Below are 20509 nucleotides of genomic sequence, written 5' to 3'. Positions count from 1 at the left end.
TTCAATATTGTGTTAATTATTCACTAAATTAATAATTACATTTTGAAGAAAAAAGTTGTATTTATAAAATAAATGTGATTAAATTATACGCGTATCAAAAAAATAAACCAATCGTCATTAAATAGCAAAAGATTATTGCTTAATCAATTACTTTATTTCTTATTCGAAATATAGTGTTGTGCAACAGTTACCTATGTTAGCTGTAGTTATTTTTCGTATATAAAATCAACAATTGAAGATATTTTTGTACCACTATGTTCATCATTTAAAGCAGAATATACTTGGTTAAGTAATCTAGAATCTATTGTATGTCCAAAATTTTCTAAACTTTTGGCTCGTGATTCAATTTTAGCCTTAAACTCCTCTAGTAAAGCATTTCGGTATTCATTTAATTGTAATGTTTTCTTTTTATACAATGAGTAATAACGTTTTCTTAAATTTTCATAATCTCTTTTCCAATCTTCAGCAGATTTTTCAATTGTAAAGAATTTATAATCTTTATATTCTATTTCCTCTATGTCTTCAAATGTTCCCCAAAATTCTTCGTAGTCGCTTATTTCTCCTTCCCAAATGTTTATCTTGTTTTTGTCTTTCTGTAAAAACATTTCTTCTCCTGAATACCTATGTAATTTCCAATATAAATCGGTAAGTTTTTGGTCGCAAAAAACCTGAACAACTTCGTAATGATTTTTCGGTTCAATAACATCTTTTATTACATTGTTATCATTCCAATTCGGCGTGTCACCGAAATAGAATAAGATAGAATTATTATCTCCAAGATTAACTTTTTGAAGTATATTCAAACTATTGAGGATATTTTGACTTTTCATAATTACAGCTAACGGTTCGGGGCTTGGCGCACGTGGCGGAAATTGAAGCGAAAAGTTTCAATTTAGCGACACTGTAAACAAAAGCCAATTAATTGAATAAATTTAAGAAAAAAGTCAATATAATTGGCTTTTTGCGGATTAGAAAGCCTAAACTTCAATTTTAGCCTTAAACCGCCATTGCGCCAAACGCCTGTTAGTAGCAGTTTATTCATTAAATCCTGCATCGACAAGTCTATGCTTAATAAATTCAGAGTTCTCAATTTTAGAATTAGTTTTATTAACTAATCGAAAAACTTGTTCAATAATAAAAATTAGTTCAAAAAAACTAATATTATTAAAATCATTTTTCTTTAGGTTTAAAGAAAGATTGTCAAAAGAAAATATTGAGTTTGAACTATTGAGTTCAATTGAAAAATCTTCTCGAGTGTGAACACCAATATTATGCATTGTATTTCTTAAAGCGAGAAAAAAATAATATGTTTTGATTTCATCCTCATTAAGTAAATTATTGAATTTTGGGCATTTATTTTTAGTGAATAAATTATTGAAAGTTTCTTTGATTGGAGTTACATTAATTTTGTTTGATTCATTTTCATAATGCATAGAGATTTGTCTGAAATGATTTTCAACAACAATCGAAAAATTGATAAAAAATGCTTCTTTGGAATATACTATAAAATTATTTTGAAAAATTTCTAAATCTTCAGTTTGGATTTGGTCAGATATATTTTTTTTACAATAATCTTTGTCAAGTAAATTAAAAGATAACTTAATTGAAAATATAAAATTTTGAATTGTTTGACATATATAATGATTAGTTATACTTCTTATGTGATCTTCATTTTCAAAGTTTTCAAACTCCAAGCAATAATCATTAAGCGTTTCTAGTTTTTTTATTTCGTCTAGTAATTTATTCATATGAATGTTTTGGAATTTTCGTTTTTCTAAATTGCTACTAACGGTTGACGGATTTGCGACAGTAAAAAATATAGCAACGAAGTTGCGTGTATTTTTTATTTAGCAAATTCGATGATGTACGCAGTTCGGAGCGATAGCGATGAAATGTGTACATTATCGGATGTAATCCGTCAACCGATGTGACGCGATTCGTAGCATAGCGGAGAATTGCGTCACATCATTATTTTTCACGAAACTACTATAGCTTTTGTTTCGTAAAAAATCACCTATATATGCATTTCGTAAAATTAAAATCAAATATAATTATATTTCTGTAAATTAATTATTTATATGAAAAATTTTCTTGTATCACGAAGTTTTTTTATCCAGAATGTAATAATAGATGCATGGATAGCGAAACAACGTATTTTTCATCATTTTATATTTATAGCTTCTTTTTTCTTCGACTCATCTTCGTGTTTTGTTCGACAATTGTTCGAGAAAAGGTGCATTTTTAGGGAGGTTTGTCGAACAATCCTCGAAGCATCCTCGAACGATGGTCGAACAAAGCCAAAATCGACTAAAAATGTGTTCTTACTCTAACTATGATGAATAGTGGTTTTGCTGCGAATTTATTTTTACTTATAACTATAATTGTGTAAAAAGCAACTGGACAAACATGGACAAATGTGGACAAATGTGGACAAACGTGGACAATTTCGGACACAAAAAGTTGATTTTGTAAAATCTATGCTTTTGCGTGTTAACTTCGTGATTATTAACACTTAAAAAAGAATTGTCATGGCACAAATCAAAAAAGGAATTTTAGGCGGTTTCTCAGGTAAAGTAGGGACTGTAGTAGGCGTAAACTGGCGTGGAAAGGACATTATTCGCAGTTTACCAAAGGCAACCAAAAGGGTGCCGACTAATCGGCAGCTTTTGCAACGATTAAAATTTAAGAAGGTGATTAACTTTTTGCAACCAATTCGTCCCGTTCTCAATCTGTATTTTGGGAATAAAACGGGAACACTTTCGCGCTATAACGTGGCGATGTCGTACACCATTAGCAATGCTGTAGAATTGGTAAACGACTTACCGGTTCTTATAATGGAGCGCGTGTTGGTATCTAAAGGCGACTTGGTTGGTTTTTTACAACTTTCGATAGATGCTTCTGGAGGAGGTGTTTTTCAAATGAATTGGGAAAATAATTCTGGTCAAGGGAATGCGAAAACTACTGATATCGTGAACCTTGTTTGTTATTGCGAAGAATTGAATACGTATGAAGTGATGCAAGGTTTAGAAACACGTTCGGGTTTGATGGTTGATATTTCGTTACCAAATTACTATACCGGCAAAAAAGTTAATTTTTGGGCATTTCTCAATAGAGAAAATAGTGTAATGGCGAGTACCAGTGTTTATCTTGGTGAGCATACGGTGGTGTAGGTGGTGTTTTTTGTCAAGCTGAATGACAACAACCATAGTTTCGAGAAGTTTTAACCACATAGAACCATTGTTTTTGGGTGATAAATAGGAGATTGACAATAGTATTCATCGTTGATGAAGATAGGTTGTATCAACACTTATTTCCGAATTATTTCATCTATTTCTATGTGTCTATGTGGTTGTTTAAATAAGGTTTAACCAAAGAATAGAAGTTGAATGATGATGATGTGATTGATAGATCAGTAGGTAAAACTATATAATATAATGAAATATAAGAATAACATTACGTTTTCGATACAAATCCTTTTTTAGCTAACGAAAAATATCAAACAAATGATTGGAGTGTTTTTTATTTCAAAACCGATACAAAATATTAATTCCTTATTTTTTTGTACCTTTGCATTATAATTGATTTACAAGCTTCTTTTATTTGCTTTTCTGTACAAATTTCGCTTCAGTTTATGCGTTTCAGCTACTAAATTTTATTATCACTATTTATTTGTTTTAAAATAATTTTTCTTCCATTGATCAAAAAATCTTATCTGATGATTTGAGTTGGAATAATCTAATTTTTATAACTGAATTAGTTACATAGATTATAAAATTTTAAGAAAAGTTAATAAACTAATGAACATATAGAGATTAGTTTTTTAGTAAGATAGCAATGTAAACCAATGTTAAATTCAAAAAACATAAAAATATAAATATGGCAGATTCGTATTCTAAAAAAGAGAATATTAAGAAAAAAGAAAAGAAAAGAGAAGAAAAACGTCTTCAAAGAGAAGAAAGAAAAACGAATAACAACAAAGGAAAATCATTAGAAGATATGATTGCTTATGTTGACATCAATGGTAATTTAACAGACGTTCCTCCACATTTACAAAATAGAGAAGAGGATTTGTTGAGCCGTCAAGAAAATCCAAATGAAGTAGTTGATCCTGCTAAAGTTTTTTCAGGAACAATTAACTCTATGAATGAAAAAGGTTTTGGATTCATTACAGAAGATAAATCGAACGATAGTATCTTTTTTCACCAAAGTCAGTTGAAACAAGAAGTGAAAAAGTACGACAAAGTTACCTATAAGAAAGAGGTTTCTGAAAAAGGTTTCAGAGCAATCGAAATTAATAAAAAGTAATTCTAAGTTATTTTAAACTTAAAGCACCGGAAGGACATTGAGAAACTTGTTTCTTAATTTCTTCGCTGGTTGCGTTTTCAGCTTTAATCCATGGTTTTTCTTTTGGATGGTAAACTTTAGGTAACATTTTAGTACAAATACCTGCGTGTTGACATAATTCTGGTTTCCAAATTATAGTAACTTCTCCGTTTGTGTATTCGTGTTGACTCATTTTGATGAATTTTAATCTATTGAAATTACTTAAAATTCTTCAATATTCAACGTTAAAATTATTTTGGTGCCTTTTTGTTGTTGACTCTCAATCATCATATGAATAGCAGACATTTTAGCTAATTGGTTCGCAATATTTAATCCCAATCCCGAGCCAGAAATGTGCATCGTAGAATCGTTTTTTACTCTAAAAAAGCGTTCTTTTACAAATTTTAAATCCTCTTCGTTCATTCCAATTCCATTATCTTCAATAGTTAGTTGATAAACGTTATGGTTGATCATTGATGATATTATTATTTCACCTTTTAAGTTTGAATATTTAATTGCATTCGATAAAATATTATCAATAATAATCTCAAAAAACTCTTGATAATTATCGATTTCATATGGTTGAATTTCGTTTGATACAACATTAATCTGTTTTTCTTGTAATAAAACATCAAAACGTTCGATAGATTTCAAAACTTCAGATCTGATTTCAAAGAGAGATGTTTTTAACTCTAAACTATTATTTTCGACACGCGAAAGCAATAAAAATTGTTCAACCAAACGATCCAAACGATTGACTTGTTTCAACGTATAATCAATTTTTTCGTTGTACTGATCTACTGTTCGTTCGCGTCGAATCAAAATTTCTAATGTTCCTTTTATGATTGCTAATGGGGTACGTAATTCGTGTGATGCATCGGCAGAAAACTGTTTTGCCTTAACGATTTGAAATTCCAATCGGTCTAATAAGGAATTGAGTGTAGTAGAAAGTTGAAATAATTCGTCTTTATTTTTAGGTAATTGAATGCGCTCTGAAAGATTATTTTCGGTGATTGATTGTGCTGTATGTATTACATTAAACACTGGTTTTATAGATTTTGCAGCAATAAAACGTGCTACAATAAATGTTAAAATAATGGAAATAGGAAAAATAATTAACAATGCAGTTTTTAAATAATCTAATGCCAATTGGTTATGTTTTGTAGAAACACCAACTACTAAATAGCCTACTACTTCGCCATGATGAATTAATTTTGCTTGTGATATTAATAAACGTATATGATTGTATTCTGTATAAAAAGGCTTTTTTTCTGGTTCTTCATTGTTCCAATCCAATTGATTTTGAACCATATTGGGCGAGCTTTCAATCAGTTTAAAGTTTTTATCGTAAATCGATATAAAAACAGGATTTAATGCGATATCTGTATGTTCTACTTCTTCCCACTCACGCTCTTGTACAAAATTTTTCAATGTAGGTTCGTGTAAAACATAATCTACATGGCTGTTAATTTCTTCTTCTAAGGTTTCGTACATGGTTTTGTTAACGCCCTGATGAACAGAAAAATAAATTAAATAAAAGATAATCAGTAAAATAACCGATAATGTAAGGCTGTAAAAAAGAGCAATTCTATTTGTTACGGATAAATTTTTAATCATCTTTTGAAATATAACCTACGCCACGAATAGTATGTAAACGAGGATCGTCTTTTTTTAGATTCAACTTTTTACGAATCGCGTTAATAAAAACATCAATAACACTTGTATCGTATTCAAAATGAATGTTCCAAACGTTTTCAATAATTTCTTTACGTGTACAAATTCTATTTTTATTTTTGAAAAGATACGCCAAAAGTTGAAATTCCTTTAAGGTTAAATCAATCAAATTGTTATCTAAAAACGTTTGATGTGTAGTTGTGTTAATAGATATATTTCCGAAATTTAAAATAGTATTCGATTCATTTTTACGAAGATAAACGTTAATTCGCGCTACTAATTCGTTAAAGTCAAATGGTTTTTTGATGTAATCATTCGCGCCTGCATTCAAGCCTTCTATGGTATCTTGCACAGTATCTTTTGCAGTAATAAAAATAATTGGTGTTCTTTTATTTAGATTTTCAGTCGTTCGTATTGTTTTACAAACATCTAAACCAGAAATGTTTAGCATCATCCAATCCAATAGAATAACATCAAAAGTTTCTTTGTTAATTTTCAATAAAGCATCTTCACCACTTATGCAATGTGTGGGCGATAAATTTTCTTCTTCTAAACCTTGTAGCATAAAATTGGCAATTCCCAACTCGTCTTCTACGATTAAAATTTTGGCGTTGTTCATTTTTTTTAATTCGGAACAATTACATTCAAAGCATTCGGAACAATTGAAACTTCAATAGAATTTTGGTTAAAAATAACAGCTTCTCCATCAATTTGTGCAATGGTTTTAGGTTCTTTTGTTTTGAATTTAACAGAATTTACTTGCAACACCTTTGCATCCTTCATTTTGTCAATTCTTTTTCCTAAAACATAAGCCGAAAACTGAATTTGTTTGATAAAATTAAGCTTTTTTACAGCAAGAAAGTCTAATTTTCCGTCATTTAATTTTGCGTTTGGTGAAAACGAAATTCCATAACCCGCTTCGTTAGAATTAGAGCAGAACAAAAAATAGTAATCGTCATCTAAAATAGCTTGATTATCTAATTCGATGCTAAAATTTTTCGGACGGAAATTAAAAATAGCTTTGGTGCTGGCGCTCACATAACCCAAAAAATTTCTGGTTTTAGTTTGTGCATAGTTGTTAATCACATCGGCATCAATTCCCAATCCCATGTTGCTAAAAAAGTAATTTTCGTTGATTTTTCCTGCATCAATTTTATCGATTTTTGCATTCAAAATTGTTTCAAAAGCCTTTTCTGTTGTTTTAGGAATGTTCAAATTTGCTGCTAATCCATTTCCAGAACCAATCGGAATAATTCCCAACGCAACATTACTACCAACCAACGCTTGAGCAACTTCGTTTATCGTTCCATCGCCACCACAAGCTACGATGATTTCAGGGTTTTCTGAAAGTACTCGATTTGCAATTTCAGTTGCATGACCACTTTTTTCAGTCAGATATGTTTCAACAGGAACAGATTTAGAATTAAAAAATTGCTGAATTTCCTTTTCAATCATTCGTCCTTTTCCCTTTCCAGCAATAGGATTGATGATAAATACAATATTACTTTTCATTCAATAAATGATTGCTAAATAAATAATCGGCTGTTTGATAATTTGAAATAATAGAACGCTCGAAAATAGGATCAATTTTCGTGTCAATCAAGTTTTTGTCAACCCATTTGTATTGATTGATTTTCTTTTGATCTGATAAAATCGAAACATCTTCACCCTTTTTCATTCCTAATTTAATATACGTTCCTACAAAAGAGCGCGATTTATATTGCGGATCAAAAATATCTTTTCCATAAAATTGCGACGTATATTTCCAATTGAATAGCGAAAATAACGTAGGGAAAATATCAATTTGAGAAACTTCTTTGGTTACATTTTCGTTGGCATGCGATTTTAAATTATAGATAAATGCCGGAATGTGATGGTTTTTAACATCAATAGCATCTTTACCCGCGCTGCTTGCGCAATGATCTGCAATAAACACAAAAACGGTATTGTTGAACCAAGGTTTTGTTTTGGCTTGTGCAATTAAATCTCCAATTGCATAATCGGCATATTTTACAGCGCCAGGACGACCAGTACCAGACGGAATATCAATTTTCCCTTCTTCGTACGTATATGGTTTGTGGTTTGAAGTTGACATAACAAATGCAAAAAATGGTTGTTTTGTTTTGTATTTTTCGTCAGCTACTTTTATTACTTTTCTATAAATATCATCATCGGCAATTCCCCATGCATTTTCAAAAGTTACTTCATCGTCATTAATATTGAAACGATTGGTGTTGATTTTATCACTTAAAACACTTCCTCTGCCACGATCGTAAATATCAAATCCATTTCCGCCATAAAACGCATTCATATTATCAAAATAACCATCGCCACCGTAGAAAAACATGTTGTGGTAACCTTTTGCTTTAAAAACATTAGAAATTGTGTACAAATTTTGATTATCTACACGTTTCACAATACTATTTCCAGGTGTTGGAGGAATAGATAATGTAACAGCTTCCATTCCACGAACCGTGCGTGTTCCGTTGGCGTACATATTCGAGAAATAGATGCTGTTGTTTGCAATATCATTCAGGTTTGGAGTGATTGATTTTCCATTAAATTGCTCTTGCATAAATGAAGCGCTCATACTTTCCATTAACACAAAAATAACGTTTGGTTTTTGTTCTGCTTGCGATGGATTATTCGCTAAAATGGTTCTTCGTAATGGATTTTTGAATTGCTGATCAAAAACGGTTTTCGAATCTTGTAATTCAGATTTCATCACTGCAAAAGCATCTTCAATTGGAATAGATTTGTAATGTTCGTCGTATTTTAAATGATTATTTCGAAAAGCAGAAAAGAAAGAAAAAATTCCTGCTTTTGAAATTTCATTGTTGTATCGATTCTCAGATGTTGAGCTTGTATCGTTGTTTAAAAGGAATAATGAGCCAACCGCAAGTAACAAATTGAACACAAAAACGCTAACTTTTTGACGAGTTGTTGGTTTATTATGAAAGGTATTGTAAAAGAAATACCCTTTTTTTGTTGCGAAAATTGTTATACCTGTAATCAGAACAATTCCGCCTATTAAAACAGGTAAAGGATATGATTCTTGAATATTTTTAACAACTTCGTAGGTATAAATTAGATAATCAACTGCAATGAAATTGAATCGACTTTTGAATTCGTCCCAAAATGTAACTTCTGCAAAAAATGTGAAATAAATAATGACCAAATAAAGAGTATATATGAAATACACAAAAATTCGATCGAATAATGAATTGACGAATTTATTAGGCAATACCATAAAATAAAATGACAAGAATAGTGTAAAACAGCTCACTACACTAATATCATACACTAATCCATAAAAAATGGTGTGTAGCAACGAACCGATATTCCAATCGAAATCACCTTTTACCCAAATCGCAAAAATTAGGCGTAAAATAAATGAAATTAGAATAAATAACGAACTGAAAAATAGTAAAATACTGTAACGTCCTTTTAAATTATTTGTAAACATTTTGTTTTGAATTATTGTTCAAATGTCTTGATATTTAATAGATTGTTAACATTGGGATATAAATCTTAAGCGAATCTTAAGTTTCGATTTTCTTAATTGAGTTGATTCATAAAAAAGTTAATAATTAGTAAAAAAGAGGATTTAAATAGAAATAATCGTAAATTTGTATTTGGTTTATAAAGTAGGTATAATGGAAGAGATATTAATCAATGAGAAAGAAGAAAAGTTTTTAACTTATTGGGAGAAAAGATTCACAATAATTTTTAAAAACAATACAAGTTGGACAACTTTGTTTATGACAGTTAACAAAGCTACTTTTCCAGATTCATTACATATCGAAACGTTTTGTAAAAAATTTATGCAAGATTTTAACATGAAATTGACGTATAAGTATGATGAATCAGACAATGAATATGATTTGACAATTACAAGATAACAAAAATCCTTATCAATTTGATAAGGATTTTTTGTTTCAAAAATATGTCACTTCGTTGATTATCACCATCAAATTTTAATGAAAACATTTGATCAAAAAATTAAATAAAATATTGTTGATTTAGATTTGATTTTACTAATTAAAATGTTTAATTTTGCAGTTCACTTTTAAAGGTGATTTAGTTTTTAAAGTTTACAACATTTGTATAGCTCATAATAAGGTTGAGCGTCTCTACGGCAGACCATAAAAAATTGCCACTACAAATGAATTTTTTTCTACAAAATGAGTCTTGAACCACTCAAAGTAGAAAATAGTTTGTTTGTTGATGTAGATGATACAAATGGTTTAAACAAATTAAACCAAATAGTACAGCAAACAAAATAATGAACCAAAGACTTTTCATTCAGAAGAAATCGAATTTTGACGTTATCAGTCAGAAGACTACAATAGAACTTAAAAACCTTGTACCTAATATTGTGTGCAAGGTTTTTGTTATTTATGATCTATTTAATATAGAAGAAAGCCAGTTGCAAGAGGTTCAAAACAAGGTTTTTGTTGATCCTGTGACGGATGTTGTTTTCAAATATGTAGAAGATGCAATTGTTGAAAATATTCCTCATACAAAAAACTATTTTGCAACAGAATTTTTACCAGGACAGTATAATCAACGCGATGATTCTTCGGAACAATGTTTAGTTTTGATGAATGTTGAAAATGTGACAGTAAAATCTGGCTTATTATATGTTTTCAATGATGATTTGTCTGCGGAAGATTTAAAGAAAGTAAAAGATTATTTAATCAATCCTATTGAATCGCGCGAGAAAGATCTTTCGAAAATGGAAATTCCAGCCAATCCAGAAGCGACTGAAGTTCCAATTATAGAAGGTTTTATTTCTGCTGATGAAAATCGATTAAAAGAAATTTATAACCAATTTGGATTATCATTAGAGATGGACGATTTAGTTTTTATTCAAGACTATTTCAAATCAATTAACCGTAATCCAACTGAAACAGAATTAAAAGTTTTAGATACCTATTGGTCAGACCACTGTCGTCACACTACTTTCGAGACAGAAATTACAGATGTTAAGTTTAACTCTAAATTTAACGAAACACTTCAAAAAACATTCGATTATTATCAACAAGTTCGTCAAGAATTAGGAACTACAAAACCAATTCGTTTGATGGATTTAGCAACTGTAATGGGAAAATATCTTTCTCGTACAGGAGTTGTTAAAAATATAGATGTTTCAGAAGAAATCAACGCGTGTTCTATCGTCGTTCCAATCGATGTAGATGGTGTTGAGGAAGAATGGTTATTACAATTCAAAAACGAAACACATAATCACCCAACAGAAGTTGAACCATTTGGTGGAGCTTCTACATGTGTTGGTGGTGCAATTCGCGACCCTTTGAGTGGACGTTCTTACGTTTTCCAAGCGATGCGTATTACAGGAGCTGCAAATCCTTTAGAGAAAATTGAAGATACGTTACCTGGTAAATTACCACAACGTAAAATTTCGAAAGAAGCCGCAAATGGATACAGTTCATATGGAAATCAAATTGGTTTAGCGACAACTTTTGTGAAAGAAATTTATGACGAAGGGTACAAAGCAAAACGCATGGAAGTTGGTTTTGTAGCTGGAGCTGTAAAAAAAGAATATGTTCGTCGTGAAGAACCAGTTGCTGGTGACCGAATTATTTTATTAGGTGGAGCAACAGGTCGTGATGGAGTAGGTGGAGCATCAGGTTCGTCTAAAACACATGATGGTTTAAAATTAGACGATTTATCTGCAGAAGTTCAAAAAGGAAATGCAATCGTTGAACGTAAAATTCAACGTTTATTCCGTAATCCAGATGTTTTAGTATTAATAAAAAAATGTAACGATTTCGGAGCAGGAGGAGTTTCTGTTGCAATTGGTGAAATTGCACGAGGAATTAATGTTGACTTAGATTTAGTTCCATTAAAATATGCTGGATTAAACGGAACAGAATTAGCGATTTCTGAATCTCAGGAACGTATGGCTGTTGCGGTTGAAGCAAAAGATGTAGAAACATTTATTGCATTAGCAAAAGAAGAAAACCTTGATGCAACTTGTGTTGCTGAGGTAACGGGAGATGATAAAATGACTTTAGTTTGGAAAGGAACTAAGATTGTTGAATTAGACCGTAAATTTTTAGATACAAACGGAGTTCGTAAACAAGCGAAAGTTGAGGTTACGGACGAAGAATATACAAATCCTTTTGAGAATAAAGCTTTCAGTAAAGAAGCATTTATCGCAATGATGCAAGAGTTAAATCATGCATCGCAAAAAGGTATGGTAGAAATGTTTGACAATAACGTTGGGCGTTCTACTATTTTGAATGCTTTTGGTGGGCAAACAATGGATACACCAGAAGATGTTTCAGTACAAAAATTCCCGACAGACGGATTTACAAATGCAGTTTCAATTGCTTCATTTGGTTACAATCCTACAATTTCTCGTTGGTCAAATTATCACGGAGCTTATTTCGCGGTAATTGATTCGATGACGAAAATTGTTGCTGCTGGTGGAAATTACGCTGATATTCGTTTAACTTTTCAAGAGTATTTTGAAAAATTACGTGATGAAGCTACGCGTTGGGGAAAACCATTTGCGGCTTTATTAGGAACAATTGAAGCTCAAAAACAATTCGGAATTCCTGCAATTGGAGGTAAAGATTCTATGTCTGGTTCTTACCAAGATATTGATGTGCCACCAACGTTAATTTCTTTTGCAGTTGCGCCTTCTAAAGCTGAAAAAATTGTACAAGGAACTTTAGTTGAAAAGAATTCTAAACTTTCTGTTTTTATTCCAACGTTAACAACTGATTATTTAATCGACGAAGCACATACAAAAGCTATTTTTGATTTTATTGGATCGATTAATTCTGATGTAAAATCAATGATGACGGTTAAATTTGGTGGAATTGCAGAAACTGTAGCTAATATGGCTTTTGGTAATGAAATTGGATTTGAAATCAAAACTGATTTAGATTTAGCAAAATATTACCCAGCGTCGATTATTATTGAACATTCAGAAGATTTAAATATTCCGACTGAAATTGCTCAAAATTATCATGTTTTAGGTCAGACGAATGATTCAACTTCATTTAAATTTAATGGAGAAGAAATCAATTTAAAAGAATTGAAACAACAATGGAAAGAAACATTCAATTCATTATTTCCATATAAATCAACTTCTGAAACTGTTGTAACAGAAAAAGATTTGAAAGCTGAACAAATTTGTTTTGCATTCGCTGATCATAAAGTAGAAAATCCGAAAGTTTTTATTCCAATTTTCCCAGGAACAAATTCAGAATATGATTCAGCAAAAGCTTTCCGTAGAGAAGGAGCAATTGTTTCGACTTTACCTTTCCGTAATTTAACGCAACAAGATGTTGAAGAATCGGTAGATGCTTTTGTAAATGAAATCAATCAAGCTAATATTTTCTTTGTACCAGGAGGATTCTCAGCTGCTGATGAGCCAGACGGTTCAGGTAAGTTTATTGCAACGGTTTTACGTAATGAGAAAATCAAAAATGCAATTCACAATTTATTAGAGCGTGATGGATTGGTTTTAGGAATTTGTAATGGTTTCCAAGCATTGATAAAATCAGGATTATTACCTTATGGACGTATTCAAGATTTAGAAGAAAATACACCTACATTAACGTTCAACGAAATTGGTCGTCACATTACACAGTTAGCAAAAGTGAGAGTAAATAAATCTCATTCGCCTTGGTTAAAAGGAATGGAAGGACAAGAATTTTGGATTCCATTTTCGCATGGAGAAGGACGTTTCGTTGCAAATGAAGTGGAATTAGAAAAGTTAATTGATAAAGGACAAATTGCTACTCAGTTTGTGGATTTGGAAGGAAAATTAGCAGGACAAATGCCATATAATCCAAATGGATCTACGTTTGCTGTAGAAGGAATTGTATCGCCATGTGGAAAAGTATATGGACGTATGGGACATCCAGAGCGTTACGAAGAAGGATTATTCAAAAATATTCCTGAAAACGGATACATGAATATTTTTAAAAATGCGGTGGAGTATTTTAGAGGATAAAATATAGATTTGAGATATTAGAAGTTAGATTTGAGAAAATTTAATATCTAACATATAAAAATGTTATTCCGAGCTTGTCGAGGAATCTAAAAAAGATTCTTCATTACGGTAAAGCTTCATTCAAAATGACAATTAAAAATAAAGTTTGAGTCATCCTAAACTTGTTTCAGGAACTCATCAAAATAGGTTGAGAAGCTGAAATAAAATAAAGAATTTTGGAGTTAGAGATTTGAATAAGAAAAAATCTAAAATCTCAATTCTAAATAAAAAGAAACAAACAACAAACAATATATTTCGATCCTGAACCAATCGAAATTAATCTCGAAAGTTAACCTTGAACAAGCTAATTTTCAAAACAAACAACAAACACGAAGTGGACTTTTTCATTTCAAACAAAACAAAAAAAAACGATGTAATGAAGTTAGAAACTAGAAACTAGAAGTTAGATGAATTTTAACTTCGAATTTCGAAAATCGAGCTTCAAAAAAAAACAAACAACGATGAGCTTAACAAAAAAAGACTTCATTTACGAAGGAAAAGCAAAACAAGTTTACTCAACAGAGGAAGCAGACAAAGTAATTGTTTATTACAAAGATGACGCAACTGCATTTAATGCTCAAAAGCGTGGAACTGTTGAGGACAAAGGAGAAATGAATAATAAAATTTCGACTTTAATTTTCAACTATTTGATAGAAAAAGGAGTAAAAACTCACTTTATTGAGCAGTTGAATGATCGTGAGCAATTGGTGAAAAAAGTATCTATTATTCCAATTGAAATGGTTGTTCGCAACTATGTTGCTGGCTCTATGGCTCAACGTTTAGGATTAGAAGAAGGAGGGAAATCTCCAGTTACAATCTTCGATATCTGTTACAAGAAAGATGAATTAGGAGATCCATTGATCAACGATCATCACGCAGTTTTATTAGGTGCTGCAACGTATGATGAGTTGAAAGAAATGTATGATCAAACAGATGTTATCAACGAAGCATTAAAAGAATTATTCTTAAAAGCGGGATTAATTTTAGCCGATTTCAAAATTGAGTTTGGTAAAGATGTTGATGGTAATATCATTTTAGCTGACGAAATTTCTCCAGATACATGTCGTTTGTGGGATGTTGAAACAGGTAAAAAATTAGATAAAGACCGTTTCCGTCGTGATTTAGGTGATGTTTCAGAAGCTTATCACGAAGTATTTAATCGTTTGACAGAAGTTTTAAAATAATCATTTTTCTCTTTCGAAATGATTGACAAAAAATTACATAAAAGCCAATTAAAAGCTGAATATTTAACGAATTTCTATGAAAGAAATTTGTTGAAAAAATATGCAGCGGATACTGTGGACAGTGTAAACGAAGAGTGTGGTATTTTTGGAGTTTATTCTCCTAATAATATCAATACTTATTCTATTGCACAATTTGGCTTATTCGCGCTTCAACATCGTGGACAAGAAGGATGTGGAGTTTCTTTCTTGAAAGATGGAAATATCAAAACTGTAAAAAGATCAGGATTGGTATTAGACGTTTTCAAGTTAATAGAAGCCGAAATCGAAGAATACCAAGGTAACGCTGCGATTGGACATACACGTTATACAACTGCCGGAGGTGGAAGTCGTCGTAATATTCAGCCATTGTACACGTACAATATTTATGGAAAACCTCACTTTTCATTAGCTCATAACGGAAATTTAATAGAAGTTGATGAATTGAGAGCTGAGTTAGAAGCAGAAGGTTTACCATTTTTAGCAACTTCGGATACAGAGGTTTTATTACGTTCTATTCAAAAATATTCGCATTTAGATCTTGTAGAAGCAATACAAAAAGGGACAGAAAAAGTAAAAGGAGCTTATTCGGTTTTATTATTAGCTAACAATCAAATGGCAGCTTTTCGCGATCCAAACGGAATTCGTCCATTGTGTTTAGGTAAATTAGATGATGCTTACATTTTCTGTTCAGAAACATGTGCTTTAGACGCTGTAGGTGCGGAATTCATTCGTGATGTAGAACCAGGAGAGTTGATTATTGTGAATAAAGATGGTTTAAAATCGTATTCTTTAAACAAACCAACTCAACGCAATATTTGTGCTTTCGAGTATATTTATTTTGCGCGTCCTGACTCGAATATTGAAGGGAATGAAATTTATAACTTACGTGTAGAATCTGGTCGAAAATTATATGAACAATCTCCTGTTGATGCAGATATTGTAATTGGTGTACCAGATTCTGGAATTCCATCAGCAATTGGCTATTCAGAAGCTTCGGGTATTCCTTACGAGCCAATTTTGATTAAGAACCGTTATATGTCGCGTTCGTTTATCGTTCCTTCACAAGAAATGCGTGAGCGAGTGGTCAACTTAAAATTGAATCCAATCAAAGAAAAAATCAAAGGAAAACGTTTGGTTGTTTTAGATGATTCGATTGTACGTGGAACGACTTCAAAACTTTTAATCAAAATCTTAAAAGAAGCAGGAGCTAAAGAAATTCATTTCCGTTCTGCTTCACCACCAATTATTGCACCTTGTTATTTAGGAATTGATATGCCTTCTAAAGCAGATTTAATTTCAGGAAACAAGTCAATTAAAGAGGTAGAAGAATATTTGAATGTAGATTCGTTAGATTTCTTAACAGTTGATAATCTAATTGATTTATTAGGAAGTAAAGAACATTGTTTTGGATGTTTTACAGAAAAATATCCCGTAAATTATTCTAATGAAGAATGTAAAGAGGAGAAACCTTTGCATATAGATTAGGTAAATTATAATTGTAAAATGTAAAAAGTCTAATGTAAAATGTACTTAATACTTGTTACATTTTACACTAATACAACAAAAAAATGAGCAATACATATAAACAAGCCGGAGTAGATAAGGAAGAAGGTTATCAAACGGTATCGAAAATTAAAGATGCAGTTGCAGCAACACACAATTCAAACGTGTTGAATGGAATTGGAAGTTTTGGAGCTTTTTACCAATTAGGAGGATATAAAAATCCTGTTTTGGTGTCAGGAACTGATGGTGTAGGAACTAAACTACGCGTAGCTTTAGATTCTAAAGTTTACGATACAGTTGGTATTGATTGTTTCGCAATGTGTGCAAATGATATTTTGTGTCACGGAGCTAAACCATTATTTTTCTTAGATTATTTAGCTTGTGGAAAATTAGATTCAGATATTGCAGCAGAAATTGTAGGTGGAATTGCACAAGCATGTAAGGAAACAGGAACTGCATTAATTGGTGGAGAAACAGCAGAAATGCCAGGAATGTACCAAGTTGGTGACTATGATGTTGCAGGATTTTGTGTTGGAGTTGTAGAGCGTGACGAAATTATTGATGGTTCTAAAATAAAAGCTGGACAAGCAATTATCGCATTACCATCAAGTGGTTTTCATTCGAATGGATTTTCATTAGTTCGTAGAATTTTCCCAGATTTTAACGAAGAATTTGAAGGTAAACCTTTGTTCGAAACTTTATTAATTCCAACAAAATTATATCAAAACGATATTTTCAAAATTAAAGATACTGGAATCGAAATGTCTGGAATTGCTCATATTACAGGAGGTGGATTAATCGAGAATGTTCCTCGTATTATAAATGACGGATTGACTGCTGTAATAGAAAAAGCAAAAATAAATGTACCAACAGTAATGCAAGAATTAGCGAAACGCGGAAATATTGCAGAAGACGAAATGTTTGGAACATTTAATATGGGTGTCGGAATGGTTGTCATCGTTGACCAAACTGATGCTGAAAAAGTATTGAATATTATTGATGGAAGTGCTCTTATTGGAGAAATCCAAGAAGGTGCGGACAAAATTATATTGAAATAGTAGATTAAATAGTTTAAAAAAGCCGGATAAGATTTCTTATCCGGTTTTTTTAATTTTATGTTAAAACTCAATATCGTCAGCGATTGTTCCGCCCATTTCATTTTGAAATTGTTTTAAATATTCTTCTTTCTTATCGAATTGGTAAGTAATCATCGAAGAATAATTTCCAGAACGAGTCCAAACCATAGCTTGAGATTGGAAATCGATAATTCCAATTCCATATTTATCTAAAATATATTGCGCGCCATCTTTTCCAACTTCCATAGCAGCATCTCTTTCTGCTGCTAAATCGTAGAAGAAATGTTCGTCATTTTTCAAACGATCTAAATTTGGATTTGTAGTAATATTGTCAGAAATAGTTGAGTTATTTCCTAATTTAGGATGTTCATCAACTTTTGAGAAATATTGACTATACAAGGTCATCACCGTCATTTCTGTATCTTGTTCCATACGTTGATTCCAAATTAAACCAGCTTCGTCCCATTGTGGTTTATCAATGCCTAAAGCACTTAAAACATCGGCCTCCGGAACATTAGAACCAATTTTTACCATTCCAGCAGCATAATCATACAAAGAAATTCCATGAATAGGCTCTAACAAAGGATTATCTTTTGCATCTTCTTGCACTTTCGCATCGTGTTGTTGATACATTTGTTCGATACCAATGTCAGAATTTTTGTCTTCGTATTTCTGAACAAATTTTTCTAATTGATCGTTGATTCTGTCATACAAAGCCATTTTATTGTTTTCAGCTTTTTCGTATAATTCATTCTGATTTGGAGCATCAGTTAAGAAAGCTTCGGCATATTTTTCAAAATCATTTTCGATATTTTTTATTTTATCATCAAAATAAGCAATCGCTTGTTGTTGCAACGAATCATCACCTTGATAAGGTCCCATTTTACGAACTTGTTCTTTGTATTTTTCAAGATCGTTTTTCCAAACAATAATTGCTTTCTCAACTTTTTGGCGGTTATTTGAATTTAAAGCATTGTAGAAATTTTCGTAATTATCGACATAATGCTCATCAATTTCAGGAATAATATTACTGTAATCAATATAATCTTCGAAATAAATAGGTTCCGGTTGATAAGAACTTTCAACAGATTCATTTACTGAATTTGAAGATTGTGTAGCATTGTTTTCAGTTATATTTTCAATAGCTTCTTCTGCTTTATTGAAAAGGTTTTTAATTTTTCCGAACATAGTTTTTAAGTTTATTTGTTATTGATTTTTTTGTTGTTCTAATGATTGATAATAATTTTCTAAATCATTTAAAATTGTAGTTTTTTGAACTGATTCTTTCATAAAATTCATAGCAAGTAATTCTTTGTTTAAAAGGATTTCTATACTAAGTTGGTCTATTGCTTCCAAACTATTTGTAATCGGTTTTTGATTGATGAATTTTGTTCCAAACGAATCTAAAATAGTTTTGTAAAAATCTTTTTCGAGTAGTTCATCACTTTCATAACTTGAGAGAAAATCATTAATCTCTCTTTTATAGACTTCTTTATACGAATTCGTTAATTCTGGTAGAAGTTTCATTTTGATAAAAAACTGTTTTCGAGCGTGTTTTTCGTTGGACAAAAATTTTTCTAAAATTGTATTTCCAGGAATTGGATATTCTAAAACATCTGTTTTTTCTGTTGCAACTTCTCGAACTAAATCTGGTAAAAGTGACATTTTGGTTGACGGAACAAATGTGTTTTGTGTTTGACAAAATTCACAAGTAACATAAGCTGAAACAAAGTAAACTTGATCAATTTTTAAATTAGCACCACATTGCGAACAACAGAAATTATTTTTATTGATTTGATAATCGTCTAATAAATGTTGCAATTTTTGTTCTGCGCTTTCTACTTTTATTTTACTGAAAATATTTTCAAGAATCGAATCAATTTTGTCATCAAAAACATCTAACAAAGCTTCTGTTTCAGTAACTTTTGCATCATATGCAGACATATAATTGTCTGATCTTACATCTTCTTCAGAGTAGTGATACGCAAACGATTTTTTATAAATCTGTTCCTTAAAAACTTCTTTCGCTTTTACTTTTAGTGCATCATATTGACCTGTAATTCCAGCTTTAAAATGGATAAAACGGATTTCGTCAAAATCATTTATCTGTTGTCCAGCTTCTACAGTTTCAGTTTCCAATTCCAATGCGCGATTTTCTAATTTTGTTAGAAAGGCTTTGAAACGGTCAATTAAACTTTCTAATTCTATAAATCGATTATCCATTATCTTCTCGAATTATCTGTTGATCTAATATTTATACCATCATCTAATTTTCCACTAATAAATTCGTAATTGCAATAAGCGCATTTTGTAACGCCATCTTGTTTTGCTCGTCCAGCACCGCAATTTGGGCAATCCATAGTTTCTAATTTAGCTTGATTGTTCATAAAGTCTCCACCAAGATTTGTTTGATTTTCTGCCTGAAGTTTTAATTTCTCAATCAATGATAATTTTGGTTTCTCGTCACTCATATCAAATTATTTTGCAAGACTTTCGTTTTGTTTACTTCCAACGAAGTACAAAATAGCACCAATTACAACAAATGCGATTTTAATTCCCCACGCAACACCTTCGCCCCAATTGTAAATCCAAGCTAAAAGACGAGGTACAGCGTTAAAGAAATTCAAAACGATTGCTAAGAATCCAAAAATTACCATATAAGTTCCAATAGTTTTCAT

18 protein-coding genes and 1 riboswitch are annotated in these 20509 nt (G+C 31.2%); of the genes, 7 read left to right on the top strand and 11 right to left on the bottom strand.

All coding sequences use genetic code 11. From position 1 onward, the window contains the following. Positions 1-206: 206 nt before the first annotated feature. A complete protein-coding gene (locus AC2I98_RS05890) occupies positions 207-830 on the bottom strand; it encodes a hypothetical protein (protein ID WP_486413698.1) in 624 nt (207 codons plus the stop codon). A 204-nt stretch (positions 831-1034) separates the two neighbouring features. Continuing rightward, positions 1035-1748, bottom strand: a complete 714-nt coding sequence (locus AC2I98_RS05885) for a hypothetical protein (RefSeq protein ID WP_486413697.1) — start codon at positions 1746-1748, stop codon at positions 1035-1037. A gap of 780 nt (positions 1749-2528) precedes the next feature. Between AC2I98_RS05885 and AC2I98_RS05880 the strand changes: the two genes are divergently transcribed. Both AC2I98_RS05880 and AC2I98_RS05875 read left to right on the top strand, forming a co-directional pair. Further along, the gene (locus AC2I98_RS05880; protein WP_486413696.1) at positions 2529-3170 is read left to right on the top strand and encodes a DUF6266 family protein; all 642 of its coding nucleotides are present in this window, start codon (positions 2529-2531) and stop codon (positions 3168-3170) included. 706 nt (positions 3171-3876) lie between these two features. Next, positions 3877-4305 carry a cold shock domain-containing protein gene (locus tag AC2I98_RS05875; RefSeq protein WP_486413695.1) on the top strand — a complete coding sequence of 143 codons (429 nt, stop codon included), beginning with the start codon at positions 3877-3879 and terminating at the stop codon, positions 4303-4305. Positions 4306-4312: 7 nt separating this feature from the next. Here the strand turns inward: AC2I98_RS05875 and AC2I98_RS05870 are convergent, their stop codons facing one another. From AC2I98_RS05870 to AC2I98_RS05850, 5 genes are all read right to left on the bottom strand, one after another. Further along, a complete protein-coding gene (locus AC2I98_RS05870; RefSeq protein ID WP_486413694.1) occupies positions 4313-4516 on the bottom strand; it encodes a (4Fe-4S)-binding protein in 204 nt (67 codons plus the stop codon). 29 nt (positions 4517-4545) lie between these two features. After that, complete coding sequence (locus AC2I98_RS05865) at positions 4546-5817, bottom strand: sensor histidine kinase (protein WP_486413693.1); 1272 nt, start codon at positions 5815-5817, stop codon at positions 4546-4548. 115 nt (positions 5818-5932) lie between these two features. Then, positions 5933-6616 (bottom strand): response regulator transcription factor, encoded by a 684-nt coding sequence (locus AC2I98_RS05860; RefSeq protein ID WP_486413692.1) that lies wholly within the window; start codon positions 6614-6616, stop codon positions 5933-5935. A 5-nt stretch (positions 6617-6621) separates the two neighbouring features. Beyond that, positions 6622-7509 carry a diacylglycerol/lipid kinase family protein gene (locus AC2I98_RS05855; RefSeq protein WP_486413691.1) on the bottom strand — a complete coding sequence of 296 codons (888 nt, stop codon included), beginning with the start codon at positions 7507-7509 and terminating at the stop codon, positions 6622-6624. Next, entirely contained in the window at positions 7499-9463 is a 1965-nt protein-coding gene (locus tag AC2I98_RS05850) for an LTA synthase family protein (protein ID WP_486413690.1), read from the bottom strand. The genes AC2I98_RS05855 and AC2I98_RS05850 overlap by 11 nt, the downstream gene beginning before the upstream one ends. A 190-nt stretch (positions 9464-9653) precedes the next feature. On the opposite strand from AC2I98_RS05850, the gene AC2I98_RS05845 reads away from it, so the two are divergent. From AC2I98_RS05845 to purM, 5 genes are all read left to right on the top strand, one after another. Beyond that, positions 9654-9899, top strand: a complete 246-nt coding sequence (locus tag AC2I98_RS05845) for a hypothetical protein (protein ID WP_486413689.1) — start codon at positions 9654-9656, stop codon at positions 9897-9899. A gap of 181 nt (positions 9900-10080) precedes the next feature. Next, positions 10081-10179, top strand: a riboswitch (purine riboswitch). Positions 10180-10282: 103 nt separating this feature from the next. Continuing rightward, on the top strand, positions 10283-13990 hold the full coding sequence (locus AC2I98_RS05840; RefSeq protein WP_486413688.1) for a phosphoribosylformylglycinamidine synthase: 3708 nt from the start codon (positions 10283-10285) through the stop codon (positions 13988-13990). Between the two features lie 500 nt (positions 13991-14490). Further along, on the top strand, positions 14491-15213 hold the full coding sequence (gene purC / locus AC2I98_RS05835; protein ID WP_486413687.1) for a phosphoribosylaminoimidazolesuccinocarboxamide synthase: 723 nt from the start codon (positions 14491-14493) through the stop codon (positions 15211-15213). Positions 15214-15231: 18 nt separating this feature from the next. Then, complete coding sequence (purF, locus tag AC2I98_RS05830) at positions 15232-16737, top strand: amidophosphoribosyltransferase (protein WP_486413686.1); 1506 nt, start codon at positions 15232-15234, stop codon at positions 16735-16737. A gap of 83 nt (positions 16738-16820) precedes the next feature. Then, positions 16821-17813, top strand: coding sequence for a phosphoribosylformylglycinamidine cyclo-ligase (gene purM / locus AC2I98_RS05825; protein WP_486413685.1), 993 nt, complete (start codon positions 16821-16823; stop codon positions 17811-17813). Between the two features lie 60 nt (positions 17814-17873). Here the strand turns inward: purM and AC2I98_RS05820 are convergent, their stop codons facing one another. Genes AC2I98_RS05820 through AC2I98_RS05805 form a run of 4 tightly spaced genes read right to left on the bottom strand, consistent with a single transcriptional unit; the run spans position 17874 to position 20509 of the window. Beyond that, the gene (locus tag AC2I98_RS05820) at positions 17874-19019 is read right to left on the bottom strand and encodes a DUF6620 family protein (RefSeq protein ID WP_486413684.1); all 1146 of its coding nucleotides are present in this window, start codon (positions 19017-19019) and stop codon (positions 17874-17876) included. 18 nt (positions 19020-19037) lie between these two features. Further along, entirely contained in the window at positions 19038-20054 is a 1017-nt protein-coding gene (locus tag AC2I98_RS05815; RefSeq protein WP_486413683.1) for a hypothetical protein, read from the bottom strand. After that, positions 20054-20302: a hypothetical protein gene (locus tag AC2I98_RS05810; RefSeq protein ID WP_486413682.1), complete on the bottom strand. Its 249-nt coding sequence runs from the start codon at positions 20300-20302 to the stop codon at positions 20054-20056. The genes AC2I98_RS05815 and AC2I98_RS05810 overlap by 1 nt, the downstream gene beginning before the upstream one ends. A gap of 6 nt (positions 20303-20308) precedes the next feature. Then, positions 20309-20509, bottom strand: a complete 201-nt coding sequence (locus AC2I98_RS05805) for a hypothetical protein (RefSeq protein WP_486413681.1) — start codon at positions 20507-20509, stop codon at positions 20309-20311.

Source organism: Empedobacter sp. EJD.6dd (assembly GCF_057369435.1).
This window is presented reverse-complemented; position numbering and strand designations above follow the sequence as displayed.

Coding starts and splice junctions, on each gene's coding strand:
- AC2I98_RS05845 (WP_486413689.1), top strand. CDS start 9,654: ATGGAAGAGATATTAATCAATGAGAAAGAAGAAAAGTTTTTAACTTAT.
- AC2I98_RS05820 (WP_486413684.1), bottom strand. CDS start 19,019: ATGTTCGGAAAAATTAAAAACCTTTTCAATAAAGCAGAAGAAGCTATT.
- AC2I98_RS05870 (WP_486413694.1), bottom strand. CDS start 4,516: ATGAGTCAACACGAATACACAAACGGAGAAGTTACTATAATTTGGAAA.
- AC2I98_RS05805 (WP_486413681.1), bottom strand. CDS start 20,509: ATGAAAACTATTGGAACTTATATGGTAATTTTTGGATTCTTAGCAATC.
- AC2I98_RS05890 (WP_486413698.1), bottom strand. CDS start 830: ATGAAAAGTCAAAATATCCTCAATAGTTTGAATATACTTCAAAAAGTT.
- purF (WP_486413686.1), top strand. CDS start 15,232: ATGATTGACAAAAAATTACATAAAAGCCAATTAAAAGCTGAATATTTA.
- AC2I98_RS05850 (WP_486413690.1), bottom strand. CDS start 9,463: ATGTTTACAAATAATTTAAAAGGACGTTACAGTATTTTACTATTTTTC.
- AC2I98_RS05855 (WP_486413691.1), bottom strand. CDS start 7,509: ATGAAAAGTAATATTGTATTTATCATCAATCCTATTGCTGGAAAGGGA.
- purC (WP_486413687.1), top strand. CDS start 14,491: ATGAGCTTAACAAAAAAAGACTTCATTTACGAAGGAAAAGCAAAACAA.
- AC2I98_RS05885 (WP_486413697.1), bottom strand. CDS start 1,748: ATGAATAAATTACTAGACGAAATAAAAAAACTAGAAACGCTTAATGAT.
- AC2I98_RS05815 (WP_486413683.1), bottom strand. CDS start 20,054: ATGGATAATCGATTTATAGAATTAGAAAGTTTAATTGACCGTTTCAAA.
- AC2I98_RS05880 (WP_486413696.1), top strand. CDS start 2,529: ATGGCACAAATCAAAAAAGGAATTTTAGGCGGTTTCTCAGGTAAAGTA.
- purM (WP_486413685.1), top strand. CDS start 16,821: ATGAGCAATACATATAAACAAGCCGGAGTAGATAAGGAAGAAGGTTAT.
- AC2I98_RS05865 (WP_486413693.1), bottom strand. CDS start 5,817: ATGTACGAAACCTTAGAAGAAGAAATTAACAGCCATGTAGATTATGTT.
- AC2I98_RS05860 (WP_486413692.1), bottom strand. CDS start 6,616: ATGAACAACGCCAAAATTTTAATCGTAGAAGACGAGTTGGGAATTGCC.
- AC2I98_RS05840 (WP_486413688.1), top strand. CDS start 10,283: ATGAACCAAAGACTTTTCATTCAGAAGAAATCGAATTTTGACGTTATC.
- AC2I98_RS05875 (WP_486413695.1), top strand. CDS start 3,877: ATGGCAGATTCGTATTCTAAAAAAGAGAATATTAAGAAAAAAGAAAAG.
- AC2I98_RS05810 (WP_486413682.1), bottom strand. CDS start 20,302: ATGAGTGACGAGAAACCAAAATTATCATTGATTGAGAAATTAAAACTT.